An 18,927-nucleotide genomic window follows, 5' to 3' on the forward strand; every position below is an offset into this window, starting at 1 on the left:
AACAACCATAAAACCGCTACTATGAAATTGCAACTACTTTCCGCCTTTGCCGCCATTGCCATCCTGGCCGCCTGCCAGAGCACACAACAACCCACCGGGGGCGATTCTGCCGCTGCGGCATCCGCCATTACTACCGACGGGCAGCCTGCCTGGCCCCTTGCCGGAACCAAATGGGTATTAAAGGAAATCGTGAATGGTCCTAAAGACACGTCGGACTGGGGTAAAGAAATCTACATGCAATTCGTGGACTCCTCTTCGCAGGTCCGTGGCCACCTGGGATGTAACGGCTTCGGCGGTAAATTCCTGGCCACTGCAACCGGTGACCTCCAGGTATCAGACATCATATCTACCCAAATGGCCTGCCCGGCTTTGAATGTGGAGAATGCTTTCAGCCAGGCACTGGGTAATACCAATAAATACACCATCGAAAAAGACCTGCTGAGCATCCAGCGGAACGATACCGTACTGGCAACGTTTACAGCTGCCAAACCCTGATAACCTTTAAAAATCAATGCATATGCACAAAATTCTCATAGTTCTGAGCGCTGCCGCCATACTTACGGCCTGCCAGAATCAAACCACTGCCACCGGGGAGGATACTTCCGCCAATGCGAAGATCCACGAAGGTATGGACACGATTAAGGAAGGCCTGGAAGAAAAGGCCGACACCGCCGGGGCATATCTGCAAAGGCAGAAAGATGCAGCATCGGCCGCCATCAAAGAGAAAATGGATTCACTGGATGTACGTATAGAAGAGCTGAAGAAAGATGGCAGCGCTAAAAGCAGGAAAGCACAGGCTAAGCTGGAAACTGCCCGTCAGGATCTTGCCAAAGCTGCAGAAGATGTGAAGAACAGCACAGCCGAAGCCTGGGATAAAACGAAGGAAGGGCTGGATAAATCCCTGAAGAAGGCTGATAGTGAGTGGCAGGAATTTAAACGTGATTTCAAGGAATTATTCCGCTAAATACAGCGTTTCATACAACGAAAAAGGGCACTCCCGGTAAGGGGCGCCCTTTTCTTATGCTGGTAAATCATTATTTGCCGAGCGTCCAGCCATCGCGGTAAGTACGCTTCACGAACTGGTTGGCATCGTCGAAGTTGGTGATCTTCATGTTCGGGCCATCCCACAGCAGTTTGATATAACGGCCGGGATAATCGAAACCTTTGCCATCAGCTTTAGGCTTACGGATATCATAGCTGCGGATAGCAAGGTTACCCATGAGGATAGTTTCGGTAAGCGGACCGGCGATCTCGAACGGAGCGCTCAGTTCTTTTTTACCGTAACCGGCGATGCAGGCATTTACCCATTGTACGTAGTGACCTTCGGGCACGCGTGCAATGGTTTGTTTTACATTCACTTCCTTGTTGCGGGTAGAGGGCAGCAGGGAAGGGTACATACCATAAGTACCGCACATCATTTTGCCTTTGGAACCTACGAAGATGGCACCGTTGCCACCATCGCCCATCCTTTCGTTGGGGCCCAGTTCTTCAGGACGTGCTGGCTGAATGCCACCATCCATCCAGTGGAGTTTCAGCGGGCCGCGCTTGGTTTCGAAAGACATGATAACGTGGGAAGACGGAGGACAGCTTTCGGGGAAGTAACCCTGTTTGAACTCGTCTACATACACACTGCCTACGCTTGCTTCCGCGGAAACGGGATAGCCGAGGTCGAGCACGCGGAAGGGAGGCTCCACGATATGGCAACCCATGTCTCCAAGGGCACCGGTACCGTAATCCCACCAGCCACGCCAGTTAAAGGGAACGAGTTTGTCTACGAAGTCTTTTTTGGGAGCGGTACCCAGCCAGAGATCCCAGTCGAGGTGCTGAGGGATTTCTGCGCGGGTCTGCGGCCAGGGAATACCCTGTGGCCATACGGGGCGGTTGGTCCAGCAGTAAACGGTATGCACATCGCCGATGAGGCCTGCCTGGTACCATTCCATGAGCTGGCGCACACCGTCGCCGGAAGCGCCCTGGTTACCCATCTGGGTTACCACTTTATATTTTTTGGCGGCCTGCGTGAGCATACGCGCCTCATAAATGTCGTGGGTAAGGGGTTTTTGCACATACACGTGCTTGCCGAGCTGCATGGCAGCCATAGCCTGTACGGCGTGGTTGTGGTCGGGGCTGGAAACGGTAACAGCATCGATGTTTTTATGCTCTTTATCGAGCATCTCGCGGAAGTCGCGGTAATACTTTGCTTTAGGGAACCGTTTTACAGATGCTGCGGCGCGGTTATCATCCACGTCGCAAAGCATAACGATGTCGGCCGGGCCGGTTGCGATTTCTCTGAGATCGCTGTCGCCTTTACCGCCAACGCCGATGCCGGCAACGCGTAATCTGTCGCTGGGGGCGGTATAGCCGGGGCCTCCCAATACATGACGTGGAACGATCATGAAACCAGCAGTAGCAGCAGCACCTGTGGTTAGAAATGATCTACGTGAAATCTGGTTTCTTTTGTTATTTTTTCCCTGAACCATGATTTGATAAATTTTCGTTCAATATAGTAGAAAAATCTTTAGCAAATTGAATATTATCTATAAGTGGCATCCTGTACTGTCCTGTGCTAAATCGATTTTTTAAACATTAGCTGTTTCGTGGTTTTGGAGCGTAAAGCCGTATATCACGAAAGTTTGGGGCCAATGGCTAATTTCCCCTATTTTTAGCGCCATCAAAACAACCTGTTACAACATGTCGACTAGCCGCAAGCATCCGGTAGCTTTACCGTTTTTATTCTTTTCCGAGATGTGGGAGCGATTCGGTTTCTACCTGCTCCTCGCCATCTTACAACTATATTTAACGGACGCTGAGAAAGGCGGATGGGCAATGGACCGGCGCACTGCGGTAGACATATTCGGCACCTTTATCGCATTCGTTTACCTCACTCCCTTCATCGGCGGCCTGCTGGCCGACCGTAAGCTGGGATACACCAAATCCATCATCATAGGGGGTATCCTCATGGGGATCGGGTATTGCGGCCTCGCCGTTAAGGATCTGACGGTATTCTATCTTTCCCTCGCACTCATCTGCGTAGGTAACGGATTCTTCAAACCCAATATTTCCACCCTGCTCGGGAATGTTTATAACGACCCGCAGTACCGCGAACGGAAAGACACCGGCTACAACATCTTCTATATGGGGATCAATATCGGCGCCTTCATCTGTACGTTCTTCGCTGCATATCTCCGTAACAACATTAACTGGGGCGCTGCCTTCATTGCCGCTGGTGTAGGTATGTTCCTTGGGGTTATCATCTTCGCCGCAGGCCTCAAACATTACCGCCACGCCAACGTACTGAAGCCCGCACAGCCGGGCGATATGCCGCTGGGCTCCATTTTTGCCCAGGTATTTGTACCCGTACTCATTGTAGGCGCCATCGGCTGGTTCATCCCCGGAAACATCTTCGGTACCGACTCTACCGATGCGTTCATCTTCGCCTGCCTTCCCATAATTTACTTCTTTACTAACCTGTTGCGCAAAGCATCTGCGTCGGACAAGCAGCCGGTGAAAGCCCTGCTCGCCATTTTCGCAGTTTCAGTAATGTTCTGGGCGGTATTCAAGCAGAACGGTACTGCACTCACCACATGGGCGCAGTATTATACAGACCGTGAGCTGCCGGCTGCAGTGCAGGCTCCCGCCAAGGCGCTCTCCCTCTCCGAAACCGCCACTAACCAAACCACGGAAGTGGTGGCTTACGACGATGAGTTCCGCGTTATCAAAGATGAATCCGGTCAACCTGTGAAAGAACAGGGCAAGCCGGTGTATTTCAGAAACGTGGCACCGGAGAAAATGCCGGCTGAAGGAACGTCTATCAGCCTCGTGAATACAGAACTGTTCCAGTCTGTGAACCCGTTCTTCGTTATTATACTTACACCGCTGGTGGTAGCATTTTTCACCTTCCTCCGCAACCGGAAGAAGGAGCCCACTACTATGACTAAGATCGCATGGGGATTGCTCATATCCTCCCTGTCCACCTTCTGTATGGTAGGTGCTGTAATGGTATGCAACAATGGGGTGGAAAAGGCATCGGCCTGGTGGCTGATTGCCAGCTATGGAGTTATCACTACCGGAGAGCTGCTGCTCAGTCCTATGGGCCTTTCACTCGTATCCAAACTCAGCCCTGCGCGCCTTACATCACTGATGATGGGCGGCTGGTTCCTTGCCACATCTATCGGTAATAAACTCTCCGGCGTACTTGCTGCGATGTGGGACGGGTACGATAATAAAGTAAATTACTTCCTCGTGAACTTCCTCCTGCTCGGCCTCGCCGCAGGCGCCATCTTCCTGATGCTGCGCTGGCTGAACCGGGTGTTCAGGGAAAACGTACACGGATAACCGGGTTTCCGGAAAACAGAAAGCGGTCCAGGCTCAGCCCGGACCGCTTTTTTTATGGGTGGAATAGTTATCAGTCTTCCCAGGTCATGATCTTAGTGCGGTCTTCCTTTTTCAGGCAAACGGCCAGCAGCTTTTCGTCGTACGCGAGGTTGTACTGCTTCAGTACATCATCTGGCACGCCGTCCCATTCATTGGGCGTGTTGCCTTTATAGCCGAGGTCTTTCAGGCCCATCTGGCTGGTGAAAAAGCCGGTGGCTGTGAGGTTGCGGATGAGGTTGAAGAACGATACGCCCTGGCTCATTTCCGGTGCGGCTTTTTCCGGGAAAGCGATCTGGTCAACCATGGCGAGGCGCTTATCGGCTTCGAGGTCTGTAAAGATTTTCCCGTACTGTTTTTGCGACTGCACATCCAGCCAACGGAGCCCGCCGCGCATGGGTAGCTGGTTCTTCGGCTGATCTTTCACGATGAATTCGATGAACTCCGGCACTTTAGCATCTGTTGCGGAGCCGGAAGTTTCATCTTTCGGAATAATGATATCCACGAGCACGGTGATGGTTTTCATTTCCGCGTCGGTGAAGAATTTATCTTTCTGCAGCATTTCGTCGCGCAGCACTTCATCGGGTGTGCGGCCGTAATACTGTGTTTTGGGCGATTTCGCGTTGTCTTTGGTACTGGTTTCGCAGGCGCTGAGGATCACGCCGGATGATACCGAACCTATGAGGAGTGCTTTGAGCGATTCTCTTCTGTCCATAGTGATCAGAGATTTTGTTTTTTCAATTCGTCTACGATATAGCTGGATGCGCGCATGGAAAGTGCGAGGATGGTCCAGGTGGGATTCTTGTCTGCCTGGGATACGAAAGATCCGCCGTCTACCACAAATACATTTTTGGCATCGTGAGCCTGGCTGTACTTGTTGAGTACGGAACGTGAGGGATCGTCGCCCATACGGGTGGTGCCCACTTCGTGGATGATCCTTCCCGGATTTTCGAGGCCGTACATAGATTCTTCGCCGGGTTTACTGCCGAGGGGAATGCCACCCATCTGATGGATGAGCTCCTCGAAGGTTTCGTGCATATGACGGGCCTGTTTGATCTCGTGTTCGCTCCATTTGTAATTGAAGCGCAGTACGGGAATACCGAATTTATCCACCACGTTCGGGTCGATCTCGCAGTAGTTATCTGCCCGCGCAATAGCTTCTCCGCGGCCGGCAAAGCCAACGGTGGAGCCGTAGAAGCGGCGGTAATCATTTTTCAGGCTGGCGCCGTAACCACCCACGGGCTGGCCGCCGCGGTTGGGGTCTTTAGCCTGCAGGCCTTCAATTCCGAATCCGAAACCGTAAGCAGGCATGCCCATGCCTCCCCAGAATTCTAAGTGATATCCGCGGGCGAAATCGAGTTTCTTATTATCGAGCCACCAGGGAATATACATGTGGAGGCCACCCACGCCGTCTTCATTATACCGCTTGCGGTCCATGAGCGAAGGGATGAACGCGCCGCGTGAAGCACCGGTAGAGTCGTGCAGATATTTACCGACCACACCGCTGGAGTTGGCGAGGCCGTTTTTATGAGTGGCAGATTTTGAATTGAGCAGCAGCCGTGCAGATTCGCAGGCGCTGGCAGCCAGTACGATCACACGTGCATTGATCTGGTGCTCCTGCATATCTTCTTTATCCACGTAGCTAACGCCAACGGCTTTACCTGCCGCGTCTGTCACGATTTCGCGTGCCATGGCGCCCACATAAAGATCTACGTTACCGCTTTTCATAGCGGGCTTAACGAGTACGGTGGAAGAGGAGAAGTCGCCATGAATGGAACATCCGCGGCTGCATTGCGAGCAGAAGAAACACGCGCCACGGTCTTTATTGACAGAGCGTGTGAGGATGGAGAGGCGGGAAGGGATCACGGGAATGCCCAGTTTTTCACCGGCCTGTTTCACCATCAGTTCATGGAGGCGTGGCTTGGGAGGAGGGAGGAAGTGGCCATCCGGCTCATTGTATATTCCTTCCTTAGAGCCAAACACACCGATGAGTTTATCTACTTTATCGTACCAGGGCTTTACTTCTTCGTAAGTGATTGGCCAGTCGTCGCCATGCCCGTCTATACTGTAATGTTTAAAATCGTTAGGACCAAAACGGAGGGAGATGCGGCCCCAGTGGTTGGTACGGCCACCGAGCATACGGGAGCGGAACCAGTCGAATTTAGAGCCGTTTTTCTGGGTATACGGTTCGCCTTCAATTTCCCAGCCGCCATATGCTGCGTCGAAGTCGCCGAAGGGCCGGGTAGTGGAAGCGCCTCTGCGCGGAGATTCATAGGGCCATTTCAGTTGGGTCTGTTGCTGGGGATCAGCAGGGTCGTACTTGGGGCCCGCCTCGAGCAGCGCCACTTTCAGCCCCGCGTCAGACAGCACTTTGGCCGCCATCCCGCCACCGGCGCCAGATCCAACGATGCACACATCATACGCTTTCGCCTGTTTTTTAATCTCAAATGCCATTGTAAGTACGTGGATTTTTGTTGTAAGATTTGACCTGTAAGATTTTAAATCTATAAATTAAATACGGAAAATGAAAGCTGTTTTTTACTTTCGGCCTCTATTCTATGACAACAAAATCACCATATATCCTCGGTGTCGATATCGGAACGGGGAGCGCGAAGACCATCGCGGTGACCACTGCGGGCCAGATACCCGCATCCCGCAAGCAATCCTATCCCACCCAGGAGCCGGTTCCCGGATATAGTGAGCAAGACCCTGAAGTAGTGCTCGCAGCCATTATACAGACCATTCGTGAAACCGTCGCGGAAATGGGCCACCCTCCCGCAGCCATTGCTCTAAGCAGCGCCATGCACAGTTTGCTGGCTGTTGATGCGGATGGTGAACCGCTCACGCCGGTGATGACCTGGGCCGACAGCCGGGCCGAAGCTTATGCTGCCGCCCTCCGCCACACACCCGAAGGTCGTGATATTCACCGCGCTACAGGAACGCCTATCCACCCCATGTCTCCCCTTTGCAAGATCCAGTGGCTGCGCGAAGAAGCTCCGCAGATTTTTGATCAGGCCGCTTGCTTTGTAGGTATCAAAGACCTGTTTCTTTTCCGCTGCTTTCACGAATTCATTACAGATTATTCCCTCGCGTCCTGCTCAGGACTGTTTGATATCCGTTCGCTCGACTGGTATGCTCCCGCCCTGAAAGTTGCGGGTATTACCGACGAGCGCCTCCCTATCCCGGTGGAGACAACGCGCCTCCTCATCGGAATGGACCCTGCCATGGCACAGGCCATGGGCGTTCCTCCCGGTACGCTCATCATGGCCGGCAGCAGCGATGGTTGCCTGGCGCAGCTGGGTTCCGGCGCGGTAGAGCCGGGTCATGCGGCACTTACCATCGGCACCAGCGGCGCTATCCGGGTGATGGCGCCCCAACCGGCAGATGATCCCGCTGGCAGAACGTTTTCCTACGTGCTCACTCCGGAACATTACGTAAGCGGTGGCGCCATGAACAATGGCGGCGTAGCGCTGCAGTGGTTCTCAAAAGCCTTCCTGCCCTGGTCTGATTACAACGATTTTCTGAAAACCGCTTTTACAGCGCCTCCCGGCAGCGACGGGCTTCTGTGCCTGCCGTATATGCTTGGAGAGCGTGCCCCGGTGTGGGACAGCCGTGCATCGGGAGCTTTTGTGGGTATGCGCCAGCATCATGGTTCCCCGCATTTCCAGCGGGCGCTGGTGGAAGGGGTCTGCTTTAACCTGCTGAGCGTGGCGGAAGCGTTGGAAAGCGTAACGGGCAATATTCATGAAGTAACCGTGAGTGGAGGCTTTACAGCATCGCCCTTATGGATACAGCTGCTGGCCGATATTTTCAGGAAGCCTATGTTGCTGCATCAGGACGAAGATGCTTCTGCGCTGGGTGCCGCTATGCTGGCCTGGCATGCCCTGGAACAGGCGGATGCATGGCAGTTCAATTCCACGGCAGCAGCGCGCGTTTTTGAGCCGGATACCGCGCATAGCCCCGTGTATCAGCGCAATTACAGAGCATTTGCCATGCTGTACGATCAGCTGAGGGAAGTTTCCGAAATTCTCAGGGAGAAATAAATCCCTCGACCATACTGGAAATGCCGTTTTCTTCTCAGGAGACGGCATTTTTATTACCCCTGAAATCCATCCATGGAATACCGGTCTTTCAGTTAATATGGTATCGGATTTGGAATAATGAACCTTCAGTCAACCTTCAGTGATCCTTCAGTGATCCCCCAGTGAAGCCCCCCTTTGACTGAAGGATCACTGAAGGTTGACTGAACAACGGTCGTTCAACGTGCTGATAGTGAATCATTTGTGAAACGCTGTAAAACAGGCGCTTTCCGGCTGTTTTGATGGTATATTAACCCGGATGGTTGCCAATGAATTATAAAAGGGGGACGGGGAAAAATAACCGGGCTATCTCAAGCAATTGAGACAGCCCGGTTATTTTGAACATCGGGAGATCAGAATCCCCTGTCGAACATTTTTTCCAGATCGTTGAGTTTGAAGGAAATGAATGTTCCCCTGCCACCCGGTGAAACATTGGGCATGGAGCAGGCGAAGAGTTCATCAATGATATTCTGCATTTCGCGGGTAGACAGTGGTTTGCCGGACGGAATGGCGTTGTTGCGGGCCATGCTGCGCACAAGCCGCTCGCGGCGGTTGTGCTTCAGTTCGTTACTGAAATTTTTGAATTGCTCCAGCAGGCCTTCGATGGTAGCCTGTTCGTTCCCTGTCTGAATATCAGCGGGCGTACCGCGGACTACGAAGGTATGCTGGCCGAATGGCTCAAGGTCGTAACCGAGGGCCTGAAGGTCGGGGAGCATTTCATGGAGGATCACGGAGTCTGCAGGGAGCAGCTCCAGCGTTTGCGGGAAAAGGCTCTGCTGTGTTGCGATAGGCTTTTCTGCCAGGGCGCGGAGGTACCGTTCGTACAATATGCGCTCGTGGGCCGACCGCTGATCTACCAGGATGAAGCCAGATTTGATCTGGGAGAGAATGTATTGCTGATGCACCTGCACGGGGCCTTTCTGATCCGTAGCCGCTTCCTGCCAGCGCTCATCAATGACGGAAGCGGTGGAAACGGGCGGGAAATCGTTCTGCGGCATGGGCGGCATCGGAAAATCGTTGTCGCGGGCGGGAGCAGGGCCATACAGCTCCTTCCAGTGCTGAAGGTTGCTGTTATTCGATTTATCGATCACATGAGCCTGGTTGGCGCTGGTGAAGGTTTTATAGATGGAGGTACCGGCCGATTGTGCTTTCTTTTCATCCGTAAACGGCTGCGTAAGCGCATCGAGCTGCTGGATGCCTGGATCCAGGTCGAAGTCGAGGGCCGGCGTAACACTGAACTGCGCCAGAGCGTGCTTGATGGCGGATTGAACGAAAGCGTAGAGGATGCGTTCGTCGTCGAACTTGATTTCCTGCTTGGTGGGGTGTACGTTGATATCAACGTGCGCAGGGTCGAGGTCGATGAAGAGTACGTAAAGGGGAAAGCTGTCTGACGGGATCATTTCCGCAAACGCATTCATCACGGCATGGTTGAGGTAGCTGGATTTGATGAAGCGGTTATTGACGAAGAAGAACTGATCGCCCCGGGTTTTTTTAGCCGTTTCCGGCTTACCCACAAACCCGTGGATGTTCATGTAATCAGTGCTTTCCTTAACGGTAACGAGTTTGGAGTTATAATGCTGGCCGAGGATGGAAACGATCCTTTGTTTGAGGGATCCTTTCTCGAAATGGAACATTTGCTGCCCGTTGCTGTTCAGGGAAAACTGAAGTTGCGGGAAGGCGAGGGCGACGCGGATAAATTCGTCGACGATGTGCCTCATTTCGGCGGCGTTGCTTTTGAGGAAGTTGCGGCGGGCGGGTACGTTGAAGAAGAGGTTCTTCATGGCGATGCTGGTACCGGTGGGTGCCTGGCAGGGTTCCTGGCGGCGGATGACGGAGTTGTCTATTTCGATGAAACTACCCAGTTCTTCGTGTTCGCGGCGGGTTTTCAGCTCCACCTGGCTAACTGCGGCGATGGAAGCGAGGGCTTCGCCACGGAAACCCATGGTCCGGATCTGGAAAAGATCGTCGATAGACCGTATTTTGGAGGTGGCATGGCGTTCGAAACACATCCGTGCATCGGTATCGCTCATTCCGCTCCCGTTATCGATCACCTGAACGAGCTCTTTGCCCGCGTCTCTTATAATGAGTTGGATCTCAGTAGCCCCCGCGTCTACCGCGTTTTCGAGTAATTCCTTTACTGCCGACGCCGGCCGCTGGATCACTTCTCCTGCTGCTATCTGATTCGCAATATTGTCCGGTAATAAGTTGATGATATCCGCCACTTGCCTGCCTTTTGGCGTAAAGTTAGGGAATAAAAAATATTGTTAAATAGATGAGATGCAACAATCCGGAAGGATATACGTTTCGTACCTTTAATGTGCATATCCGGAGCGATTCATATCCAGCATCTCAATAAACGTTCCGGAACTGGTAATGCGCATATTCAATCCGCCACCATGAAAAAGACATGGACTTATCTCATATTGTGCCTGACCATGGCGTTCAGCCATTGCTCTTACTCGCAAGACGGGACTAAAAAATCTAACATGGAAGAACAAAAGAATCCGGTGTACTCCCGCACGGATACTGGTAAAGTCAACCTTACGGACACAGAGTGGAAAAAAATCCTGCCTAAGAATGTTTATGATATTGCCCGCGACAAGGGAACCGAATGGGCATTTACAGGGAAATACTGGGACAGCAAGGAGAAAGGGACTTACTATTGTGCCGCCTGCGGGAATCCGCTATTTGTGTCGGACACCAAATTTGAAAGCGGCTGCGGCTGGCCGAGTTTTTACCAGCCTGTCAGCAAAACGAGCGTGATTTATACGCCCGACAACACGCATGGCATGCAGCGCACCGAGGTGCAATGCGGCCGGTGCAAAGCGCACCTGGGCCATGTTTTCGATGACGGGCCACCGCCAACAGGGCTCCGTTATTGCATTAACTCGGTTATCCTGGATTTCGAGAAAGCGCAGGATGCTGCGAAGAAATTCAACGAGAGAGAAGAAAAGTAGCTTCATCCCTGAAAACCTGACTGTATGCTGCCGGTGCAACCCCTTGCGCCGGCCATCCGGCTTTATTGCAGTTCTCCCCCGGAAAATCGGTAAATTGTGGAAAACCGGCCTCCCATTTGAGAAAATTCCTTCAAATCACCGCCTGGGTTATCGGCATGGCCGTTGCCCTCCTGGCCATCCTGCTCCTTGTGGCGCCAACGCGCGTGCATATCGAGCAATCAGTACTCATTCATGCGCCACCGGCTGCTGTATGGGACCAAACCGTCCGCTTCGATCGTTATAACCGCTGGAGTACACTACAGGAAAGAGAGCCTTCCGCCCAATTCAGGATAGACGGGGTTGATGGTACCACCGGAGCATCCACTACCTGGACCGGCAAAAAGATAGGCTTCGGCCGCCTTCGCCACCTAGCCCTTACGCCCCATACCGAGATCCGCCAGCAACTCGAATTCTTTGAACCCCTCGCATCCGTGTCCGACATCTGCTTCCGCTTTGCCGATACCACCGGCGGCACACGTGTTACCTGGAGCATGGACGCCACTTACTCCCGCCCGCAGAATATCCTGGGCATGTTCATGAAAGATAATCTGGAAACTGATTTCCGCAAAGGACTGATCCGCCTGAAAGCGGCGGCAGAAGCTTCCGTTTCAGCCGGGAAATGATCAAGCCGGCAGATGCCGGCTCGCGCTCATCTTAATTTTTCTCATTCTGCTTTAGCACGGGTGGGCTATGCGGGTGTGTACCCTAATAGACCAATATTGTTATTGAAAATCAGTCTGTTAGAAATCAAGGTGAGGCATTCAGCCCGATCCCTTATTAGAAAGGGCTCTTCAGGAAGCTCGCTGGTTCGGGACTGCGTTACTGTAGAAAAACTTTTAAGTCAACTGGTTTGAGATGCCCGGTTAATAAATATCTGTTCAGTATCAATGATTTAGATATGGCGTCAGTAAATTATCATAGAACCGGAACAGGGCGTTTGGCCTGCATCATAACGTGTGACAGCAAGATGACTTCGCTCGTAATGAATGTACGAACATTTGGGAAAACCGGCAAATAAGTAAGAGGGGAGTGAATCAGGAGCTTATGCCGGCCAATTCGAAGGTATTCGGCTCAAATTCAATGATATCGTAAACGGCGAGCTGGAATTTATCCATCGGGTCCTCAGCGAGGATGGCTTCCACTTCGCGGCGGCTGGAAGCACGGCAAATGATGATGGAACCTGTTTTAGGCTTCCTGCGGCCCGTGAGGATAAAGCGCCCGGCGCGCACCTGCGTTTCAAGGAAAGCATTGTGTGCGTCAAGATAGTGCTCTACGGCCGCCACGGGGCGGATGTACTGTAGGAGGATGAGGTACATAGTCAGTTCAGATATGGTCTTTCAAGAAAATGGTTAAAATACGGATATCTGTCAAAGGTATGTAAATTGTATAAAGTAATCGAGCTAACATCCCGGCAGGTAACAAATTTAGACGCATTAATAAAAAAGCATGTATTTTCGCTCCTAATTCTCAAATCCATTTTTCTTAACATCTTTCTTTTTATGAAACGATCGATCCAGCAAGCGCTCCTTTTTATGGCAGGCGCAGCGGTGCTTTTGTTAGCCGCCTGTTCCAAAGCCCCTGAACAAGGCAAGCATATTCCCAAAAACGCCGCCCTTGTTTTCGGCTTCAAATCCAAACAGATTCAGGATAAACTGTCTAAAGACGGCCTCACTATCGATAAGATTTTCGAGACGCTTCAACAGACAGATACCAGCAACAATTACGCTAAAGCCCTGGCTGATGCAAAGAACTCCGGTATCGACCTGGAGGGAGATGTATTCTTCGCCATGGTGCCCGGTGAAACTCCCGGCAACATGTATTTCACTGCTGTAGCCGGCATCGCTGACGCCGCTAAGTTCGAAGCTTTCATCAAAGAGAAATCCAAGAAAGAAGTTAAAGCAGGTAAAGATTTTAAATATGTGGAAGACGATAACAGCATCGTAGGCTTCACCGGTAAAACCATGATCGGCATTGCAACGATCGATCAGGGTTCCCGCTACTCCGATTCAGAAGATACCACTGCTAAAGCCAGCGGTGTTGCTCTGCTCGAAAAACTGCTCACACTTAAAGCCGATGAGTCTGTAGCTACTGTTCCTTCTTTTAAAGATATCAGCAAAGAAAAAGGCGACCTCCTTTTCTGGATGAGCAGCGAAGCGCTGTACAACATCCAGGGTGCTAACGCTTCCGGTATGGGTGCCCTCATGGCTTCCAACATGAAGAAAATCACTGAAGGCGCATTTACCACTGCTTCCGTAACTTTCGGTACCGGTAAAATCGATGCTGACATGTATTCCTACGCCAGCAAGGAAATGATGGCCATCTTCAAGAAATACCCGATGGAAAAGATCAACACTGAATCCATCGAGAAATATCCTTCCGAGAACATCTTCGGTTACGCAGCTCTCAACATCGACCTCCGTGTGGTTGGTGAACTGCTGAAACTTGTAGGAATGGACGGCCTGGTTAACATGGGCCTCGCTGAAGCCCGTTTCACCCTCGACGATCTGCTGATCGCATTCAAAGGCGAAATGGCCCTCATCGGTTCCGACTTCTCCGTAGTTCCTGATCCTTCCGAGTGGGACAGCACCCGTACCAAGCCTAACGTTAAATGGATCTTCAACCTGAAAGTAGGCGACAAAGCTGCATTCGATAAGGTAATGGCTTCTCCCATGGTAGCTCAGTCTTTCACCAAACAGGGCGACGAATATGTTCCTAACATGCCTCTGGGTGAAGTTGCAGTTTCTATCAACAGCAAACGCGTACTTGCAGGTTCTGATGCAGAGCTGCTGAAAACATACGATGCCGGTACCGGTAAAGCCAAACTGGAAGGCGACGCGCTTTCTACTGCTAAAGGCAGCATCGGTGCTTTCTACCTCGATATCGAAAAGATCATGGCTAACATCCCTGCGAAGGAAATGGACATGCCCGATAGCATCACCAACGATATCAAAGGCCTGTTCAAAACCGTTTCCGCTAAATCCGACCCGGTTAGCGGCGATAAGCAACACTCTTCTGCAGTGCTGACTTTCAAGAACGAATCACAGAACTCCCTCACGCAGCTGTTCAACTTCTCCCGCAAACTGTACAACTATACAGAAGCAAAGAAGAAAGAGCGCGCCGCTATGTGGGGTGAAGAGGAAGCTGTAGCAGTTGACTCAGCAGCAGCAGTTGTGGATACTGCAATTGCCGCACCCGTACAATAAGTATAATCTTATCAGATATTGCGAAGCCGCCTCTTTACAAGGGGCGGCTTTCGTTTTTTGCCTATATTTAAGCTTCACATTCCATTCAACATGCAGATCGAGCTTTCTGCCGTGGTACCGGTACCCCTGCGCGACAGGATCCGGGAACGGCCTTCGGACATCTGGGACCGTACGGTCACCTTCCGGCCCGGACAATTCGTTAAGATCAAAGCACCCTCCGGCACGGGTAAAACCACGCTCGTGCATTACCTCTATCATATCCGGTACGATTATACGGGTACCATTACCGCAGGCGGCAAGCCCTGGGGGCAATATTCTCCCGCACAACTTGCCAGCGTGCGTCAGGAAGCCATCAGCGTTGTGTTCCAGGACCTCCGCCTGTTCGACCAGCTGACGGCGGAGGAGAACATCGAACTGAAGCGCGTGATGATTCCCCAGCCATTGTACCCAGCAGATAAGATCCGCGAGTTCGCAGAATTGCTGGGTGTAACACATGTACTTCAGCAAAGCGCGGCCACCCTGTCTTACGGAGAGCGCCAGCGCATCGCCATCATCCGCGCACTTATGCAGCCGTTTCAATGGCTTATGATGGATGAGCCTTTCAGCCATCTCGACGAAGCCAATACCGCCAAAGCCGCTAAGCTCGTCGAGCAGGAATGCAGGGCAAGGAAGGCGGGCTTCATCCTCACGGACTTAGATCATGATCAACATTTTACTTACGACGTAACCTATCAGCTATAGCATGCAATTCAACCGGATTTTACAAAAGATCATTCGCACAGGCGTGGGCAAAAGCCGCTACTGGATGGCCATTATCGGCCTCGGCGTTGCCATGCTGCTGATTCTTGTAGCCCTGCAGGTACATACCGATTTCAACGAGCTGCTGCATGGTACCCGCAACCAGAATGAAAGAGCAGATTACCTCGTTGTCAACAAACTCATCACCAACGATATGATGGGTAAGCCGGAACTGACGGTTTTCACTGCCGAAGAGCAGAAAGACTTCGCAGCCCAGCCTTTTGTGGAAGCATTTGGCGCCATCACCGCTGCGCAGTTTAACGTTAAGCTCGAGGCCGACCAGCTGGGCTTTTCCACCCTGGCCTTCTTTGAATCCGTTCCCGATACTTTCCTCGATGTGAAAACCGAAGAATGGAAATGGCAGGCCGGCCAGCAAATGCTGCCCATCATGGTGCCCCGCGATTTCGTGAATATGTTCAACTTCGGTTTTGCTTTGGGCAACGGTATTCCGCAGTTCTCCGAAAAAACCATCCAGAGCATGACGCCACAGGTAGTGATATCTCAGGGCATGCAACAGGGACAGTTTATCGGAAAGATCGCAGGTTTCTCTGACCGTATTTCTACCGTTCTGGTGCCGCAGTCTTTCATGGACTGGGCAAATAAGGCTTACGGAACGGGAGAAGTGAAGCTGCCCTCCCGTGTTGTAATCCGTGTGAAAGACCCCAGCAGCATTGAGCTGCGCGATTACCTGGAGAAGCATCATTATTCGACTGACAATGAAAAAACGAAATACAATAAGATCCGCGGCATTGTGCAAACGATCGTGAGCGTGGTAGGGTTTTTCGGACTCGTGCTGCTGATGTTTGCCCTGCTGGTTTTCAGCATGTTCATACAGCTGGTGATCTCTTCATGCAAGAAAGAGATCAGGCTGCTGGTGACGCTGGGTACAGCACCACAAAGACTGCAGCGTTATTTACTGGGGCAACTGGTGCCCGTGTATTTCGTGACCGGGGTGATAGCCCTTGCCGTAGTAGCCGTTGCCCAATGGTGGGCCAGCGGTGTGCTGGAAAAGCACGGCATGTATGTGGCGCCCTGGCCGGGTGTTATGACCATCGCAGCCACTGTGGGCATATTGCTGCTGGTATACATTGTGAACTGGAGAACAGTGCGGAAAGAGATCCGGGCACATACCTGACCGTTATATATGAAATCAATCCTTACCCTCTTCCTCGCCCTTTCCTGCACAGGCTCAGTCCTCGCGCAGCGGACCATCCTGCATTGCGGCAGCCTCATCGACGGAGTGCTCGACAAGCCGCGCAAGAATATGTCCGTCATCATCTCGGGTAATAAAATAACAGCCATTGAATCCGGATATACTGCGCCCGCTGCCGGTGATAAAGTGGTGGACCTGAAGCAGCAAACCGTTATGCCCGGATGGATGGATATGCATGTGCATATTGAATCCGAAACCAGCAAAACGAATTATGCCGACAGATTTGTTCGCAACCCGGCCGACCTTGCTTTCCTCAGCGTACGATATGCACATAAAACGCTCATGACGGGTTTCACTACCGTGCGCGACCTTGGCGGTACCGGTGTGAACATCGCTTTGCGGAATGCTATCGCCAAAGGACTCATCACAGGCCCCAGGATATTTACGGCAGGTAAATCCATTGCCACCACAGGCGGACATGCCGACCCTACCAATGGCTACAGCAGAGAGCTGATGGGTGATCCCGGGCCGGAAGCCGGTGTAGCTAACGGGCCGGATGAATGCCGGAAAGCCGTACGGCAGGCATATAAATTCGGATCAGACCTTATTAAGATCACGGCCACCGGAGGAGTGCTCAGCGTAGCGAAAGACGGCAGCAGTCCCCAGTTTACTGAAGAAGAACTGGCTGCCATCATCAGCACAGCCAAAGACTATAATATGAAAGTGGCTGCACACGCTCATGGTACCGAAGGCATCAAGCGGGCCATCCGTGCAGGAGTTAATAGTATAGAACATGGAACACTGATGGATGACGAAGCCATGAGCCTCGCCATCAGGCATGGTACCTGGTATGTGCCTACTATTACGGCGGGCCGTTCCGTTGCTGATTCCGCAAAGATTCCGGGGTATTACCCTGATGTCGTTAAGCCTAAGGCAGAAGCCATTGGCCCCCAGATTCAGAAAACCTTTGCCAAAGCCTGGAAGAAAGGTGTGAAGATTGCCTTCGGGACCGATGCCGGGGTATACCAGCACGGCCTTAACTGGCTGGAGTTTGTATATATGACTGAGGCTGGCATGCCGGCAATGGACGTCATTAAATCTGCCACCATTAAAGCTGCTGAGCTATTGGGCGAAGAGGCCCGGCTTGGAAGCGTGGAAGTGGGGAAACTGGCAGACTTCACCGCAGTAGACGGCGACCCTCTGAAAGATATTCAGGCCATGGGACGGGTGAGCTTTGTTATGAAAGACGGCTTGATTTTTAAGCAGGGAACCACTAACTTGTCTGCCCTAAATCAATCGGCCATGTCTACACAAAAATTCGTGCACGTTGTAAATTTCTATCTCAAGCCCGGTCTGAGCGCAGCGGAAATTAAGAAATTTGAAGAAGGCGTGAGCACGCTTGAGAAGATCGAGACGCTGACAGTATTCAACGTTGGTAAGCCTGCGGGAACAGACCGTCCGGTTATCGACAGAAGCTACAGCTATTGCCTGCTCACCGTTTTTAATGACGAAGCGGGGCACGACATTTACCAGGAACATCCCGTGCATCTGGAGTTCATAAAGAACTGCAATGAACTTTGGGAGAAAGTTGTGATATTCGACTCCGTAACTATTCCACAATAACCCTACGCGAAAGGGGGCCTTTATGGCTCCCTTTTTTATTCTGCTTTCAACGTCTGAAAGTCCGGCTCATCGTAGTCTACCAGGCTTGGGTGTGGCAGCACAAATGTTTCTTTAGCCCTTACGGAACGGTTTACGTACCGGATTATTAACCCTGTTATCAGCAGATTTATAAGTAATGAAGAGTATTCCACACTTACCAGAACGGCCAATTTCTCCGGTGCGTTCCAGCTTCTGAACACCATAATCACAGTATAAGCAATGCAACTGATGATGGAGTAATAAGTTAAAACCCTGGGGAAAATATCCCGGCGTTTAAATAACAAATACAAAGAAAGAAGGGCACCGCAGAATGTGAAAACCACGAGTAGTGCGTAGCTTATTTCAAGCGACAGGGAAAGGTAATACCCTTTCGGTGCAAATCTAATGGGAACGAATAGCCAGAAATCGTTCTTCCAGATTTGCAATGCAAACAACTCAAAAAAGTAAGCTAAGACGGCGAATATTTCCAATATGGCAATTACAATGAGCCAGCCGCCAATACGCAATGGGCGCGGTGTCGGATATACTACGGGAAGCGAGTGATTCACTATGCGCAAAGCACCAAGTCCGCATATGATAAACGCGGTGATTACCAGAAGAAACGAAAAAAGTAAGTCGAACTGAGGGATTAATTCCATGGGTATAGGTAGTTGTTTTTATCAGAAATC

The 18,927-nt window shown here is 51.7% G+C and carries 16 protein-coding genes; 10 read left to right on the forward strand and 6 right to left on the reverse strand.

Features of this window, described 5'->3' with window-relative positions:
- Window positions 1–21 precede the first annotated feature (21 nt).
- A complete protein-coding gene (locus DEV76_RS05730) occupies window positions 22–495 on the forward strand; it encodes an META domain-containing protein (RefSeq protein WP_109696018.1) in 474 nt (157 codons plus the stop codon).
- Between the two features lie 22 nt (window positions 496–517).
- Window positions 518–964, forward strand: coding sequence for a lipoprotein (locus DEV76_RS05735; RefSeq protein ID WP_157962736.1), 447 nt, complete (start codon window positions 518–520; stop codon window positions 962–964).
- Window positions 965–1,034: 70 nt separating this feature from the next.
- Here DEV76_RS05735 and DEV76_RS05740 read toward each other — a convergent pair whose 3' ends face one another.
- On the reverse strand, window positions 1,035–2,477 hold the full coding sequence (locus tag DEV76_RS05740) for a Gfo/Idh/MocA family protein (protein WP_109696022.1): 1,443 nt from the start codon (window positions 2,475–2,477) through the stop codon (window positions 1,035–1,037).
- Window positions 2,478–2,688: 211 nt separating this feature from the next.
- Here DEV76_RS05740 and DEV76_RS05745 point away from each other — a divergent pair, with 211 nt between their 5' ends.
- The gene (locus tag DEV76_RS05745; protein WP_109696024.1) at window positions 2,689–4,332 is read left to right on the forward strand and encodes a peptide MFS transporter; all 1,644 of its coding nucleotides are present in this window, start codon (window positions 2,689–2,691) and stop codon (window positions 4,330–4,332) included.
- Between the two features lie 70 nt (window positions 4,333–4,402).
- On the opposite strand, the gene DEV76_RS05750 is transcribed toward DEV76_RS05745, so the two are convergent.
- The gene (locus DEV76_RS05750) at window positions 4,403–5,083 is read right to left on the reverse strand and encodes a gluconate 2-dehydrogenase subunit 3 family protein (protein WP_109696026.1); all 681 of its coding nucleotides are present in this window, start codon (window positions 5,081–5,083) and stop codon (window positions 4,403–4,405) included.
- A gap of 5 nt (window positions 5,084–5,088) precedes the next feature.
- Window positions 5,089–6,822, reverse strand: coding sequence for a GMC family oxidoreductase (locus DEV76_RS05755; protein ID WP_109696028.1), 1,734 nt, complete (start codon window positions 6,820–6,822; stop codon window positions 5,089–5,091).
- Between the two features lie 104 nt (window positions 6,823–6,926).
- Between DEV76_RS05755 and DEV76_RS05760 the strand changes: the two genes are divergently transcribed.
- Complete coding sequence (locus DEV76_RS05760) at window positions 6,927–8,411, forward strand: gluconokinase (protein WP_109696030.1); 1,485 nt, start codon at window positions 6,927–6,929, stop codon at window positions 8,409–8,411.
- Window positions 8,412–8,800: 389 nt separating this feature from the next.
- Here the strand turns inward: DEV76_RS05760 and mutL are convergent, their stop codons facing one another.
- Window positions 8,801–10,669, reverse strand: coding sequence for a DNA mismatch repair endonuclease MutL (gene mutL / locus DEV76_RS05765; RefSeq protein ID WP_109696032.1), 1,869 nt, complete (start codon window positions 10,667–10,669; stop codon window positions 8,801–8,803).
- Window positions 10,670–10,843: 174 nt separating this feature from the next.
- Here mutL and msrB point away from each other — a divergent pair, with 174 nt between their 5' ends.
- Both msrB and DEV76_RS05775 read left to right on the forward strand, forming a co-directional pair.
- On the forward strand, window positions 10,844–11,404 hold the full coding sequence (gene msrB, locus DEV76_RS05770) for a peptide-methionine (R)-S-oxide reductase MsrB (RefSeq protein WP_198651951.1): 561 nt from the start codon (window positions 10,844–10,846) through the stop codon (window positions 11,402–11,404).
- 116 nt (window positions 11,405–11,520) lie between these two features.
- Entirely contained in the window at window positions 11,521–12,066 is a 546-nt protein-coding gene (locus DEV76_RS05775) for an SRPBCC family protein (RefSeq protein WP_109696036.1), read from the forward strand.
- A gap of 411 nt (window positions 12,067–12,477) precedes the next feature.
- On the opposite strand, the gene DEV76_RS05780 is transcribed toward DEV76_RS05775, so the two are convergent.
- Window positions 12,478–12,759, reverse strand: a complete 282-nt coding sequence (locus tag DEV76_RS05780; protein WP_109696038.1) for a YciI family protein — start codon at window positions 12,757–12,759, stop codon at window positions 12,478–12,480.
- A gap of 183 nt (window positions 12,760–12,942) precedes the next feature.
- Here DEV76_RS05780 and DEV76_RS05785 point away from each other — a divergent pair, with 183 nt between their 5' ends.
- From DEV76_RS05785 to DEV76_RS05800, 4 genes are all read left to right on the forward strand, one after another.
- Window positions 12,943–14,646, forward strand: coding sequence for a DUF4836 family protein (locus DEV76_RS05785; RefSeq protein WP_109696041.1), 1,704 nt, complete (start codon window positions 12,943–12,945; stop codon window positions 14,644–14,646).
- Window positions 14,647–14,736: 90 nt separating this feature from the next.
- Window positions 14,737–15,387, forward strand: coding sequence for an ATP-binding cassette domain-containing protein (locus tag DEV76_RS05790; RefSeq protein ID WP_109696044.1), 651 nt, complete (start codon window positions 14,737–14,739; stop codon window positions 15,385–15,387).
- Window position 15,388: 1 nt separating this feature from the next.
- The gene (locus DEV76_RS05795) at window positions 15,389–16,579 is read left to right on the forward strand and encodes an FtsX-like permease family protein (RefSeq protein WP_109696046.1); all 1,191 of its coding nucleotides are present in this window, start codon (window positions 15,389–15,391) and stop codon (window positions 16,577–16,579) included.
- A gap of 9 nt (window positions 16,580–16,588) precedes the next feature.
- Window positions 16,589–18,220, forward strand: a complete 1,632-nt coding sequence (locus DEV76_RS05800) for an amidohydrolase family protein (RefSeq protein ID WP_157962737.1) — start codon at window positions 16,589–16,591, stop codon at window positions 18,218–18,220.
- 35 nt (window positions 18,221–18,255) lie between these two features.
- On the opposite strand, the gene DEV76_RS05805 is transcribed toward DEV76_RS05800, so the two are convergent.
- The gene (locus DEV76_RS05805; RefSeq protein ID WP_109696048.1) at window positions 18,256–18,897 is read right to left on the reverse strand and encodes a DUF2569 family protein; all 642 of its coding nucleotides are present in this window, start codon (window positions 18,895–18,897) and stop codon (window positions 18,256–18,258) included.
- Between the last annotated feature and the right edge of the window lie 30 nt (window positions 18,898–18,927).

Origin of the sequence: Chitinophaga deserti (assembly GCF_003149455.1) — a bacterium.
Taxonomy (GTDB): Bacteria; Bacteroidota; Bacteroidia; order Chitinophagales; family Chitinophagaceae; genus Chitinophaga; species Chitinophaga deserti.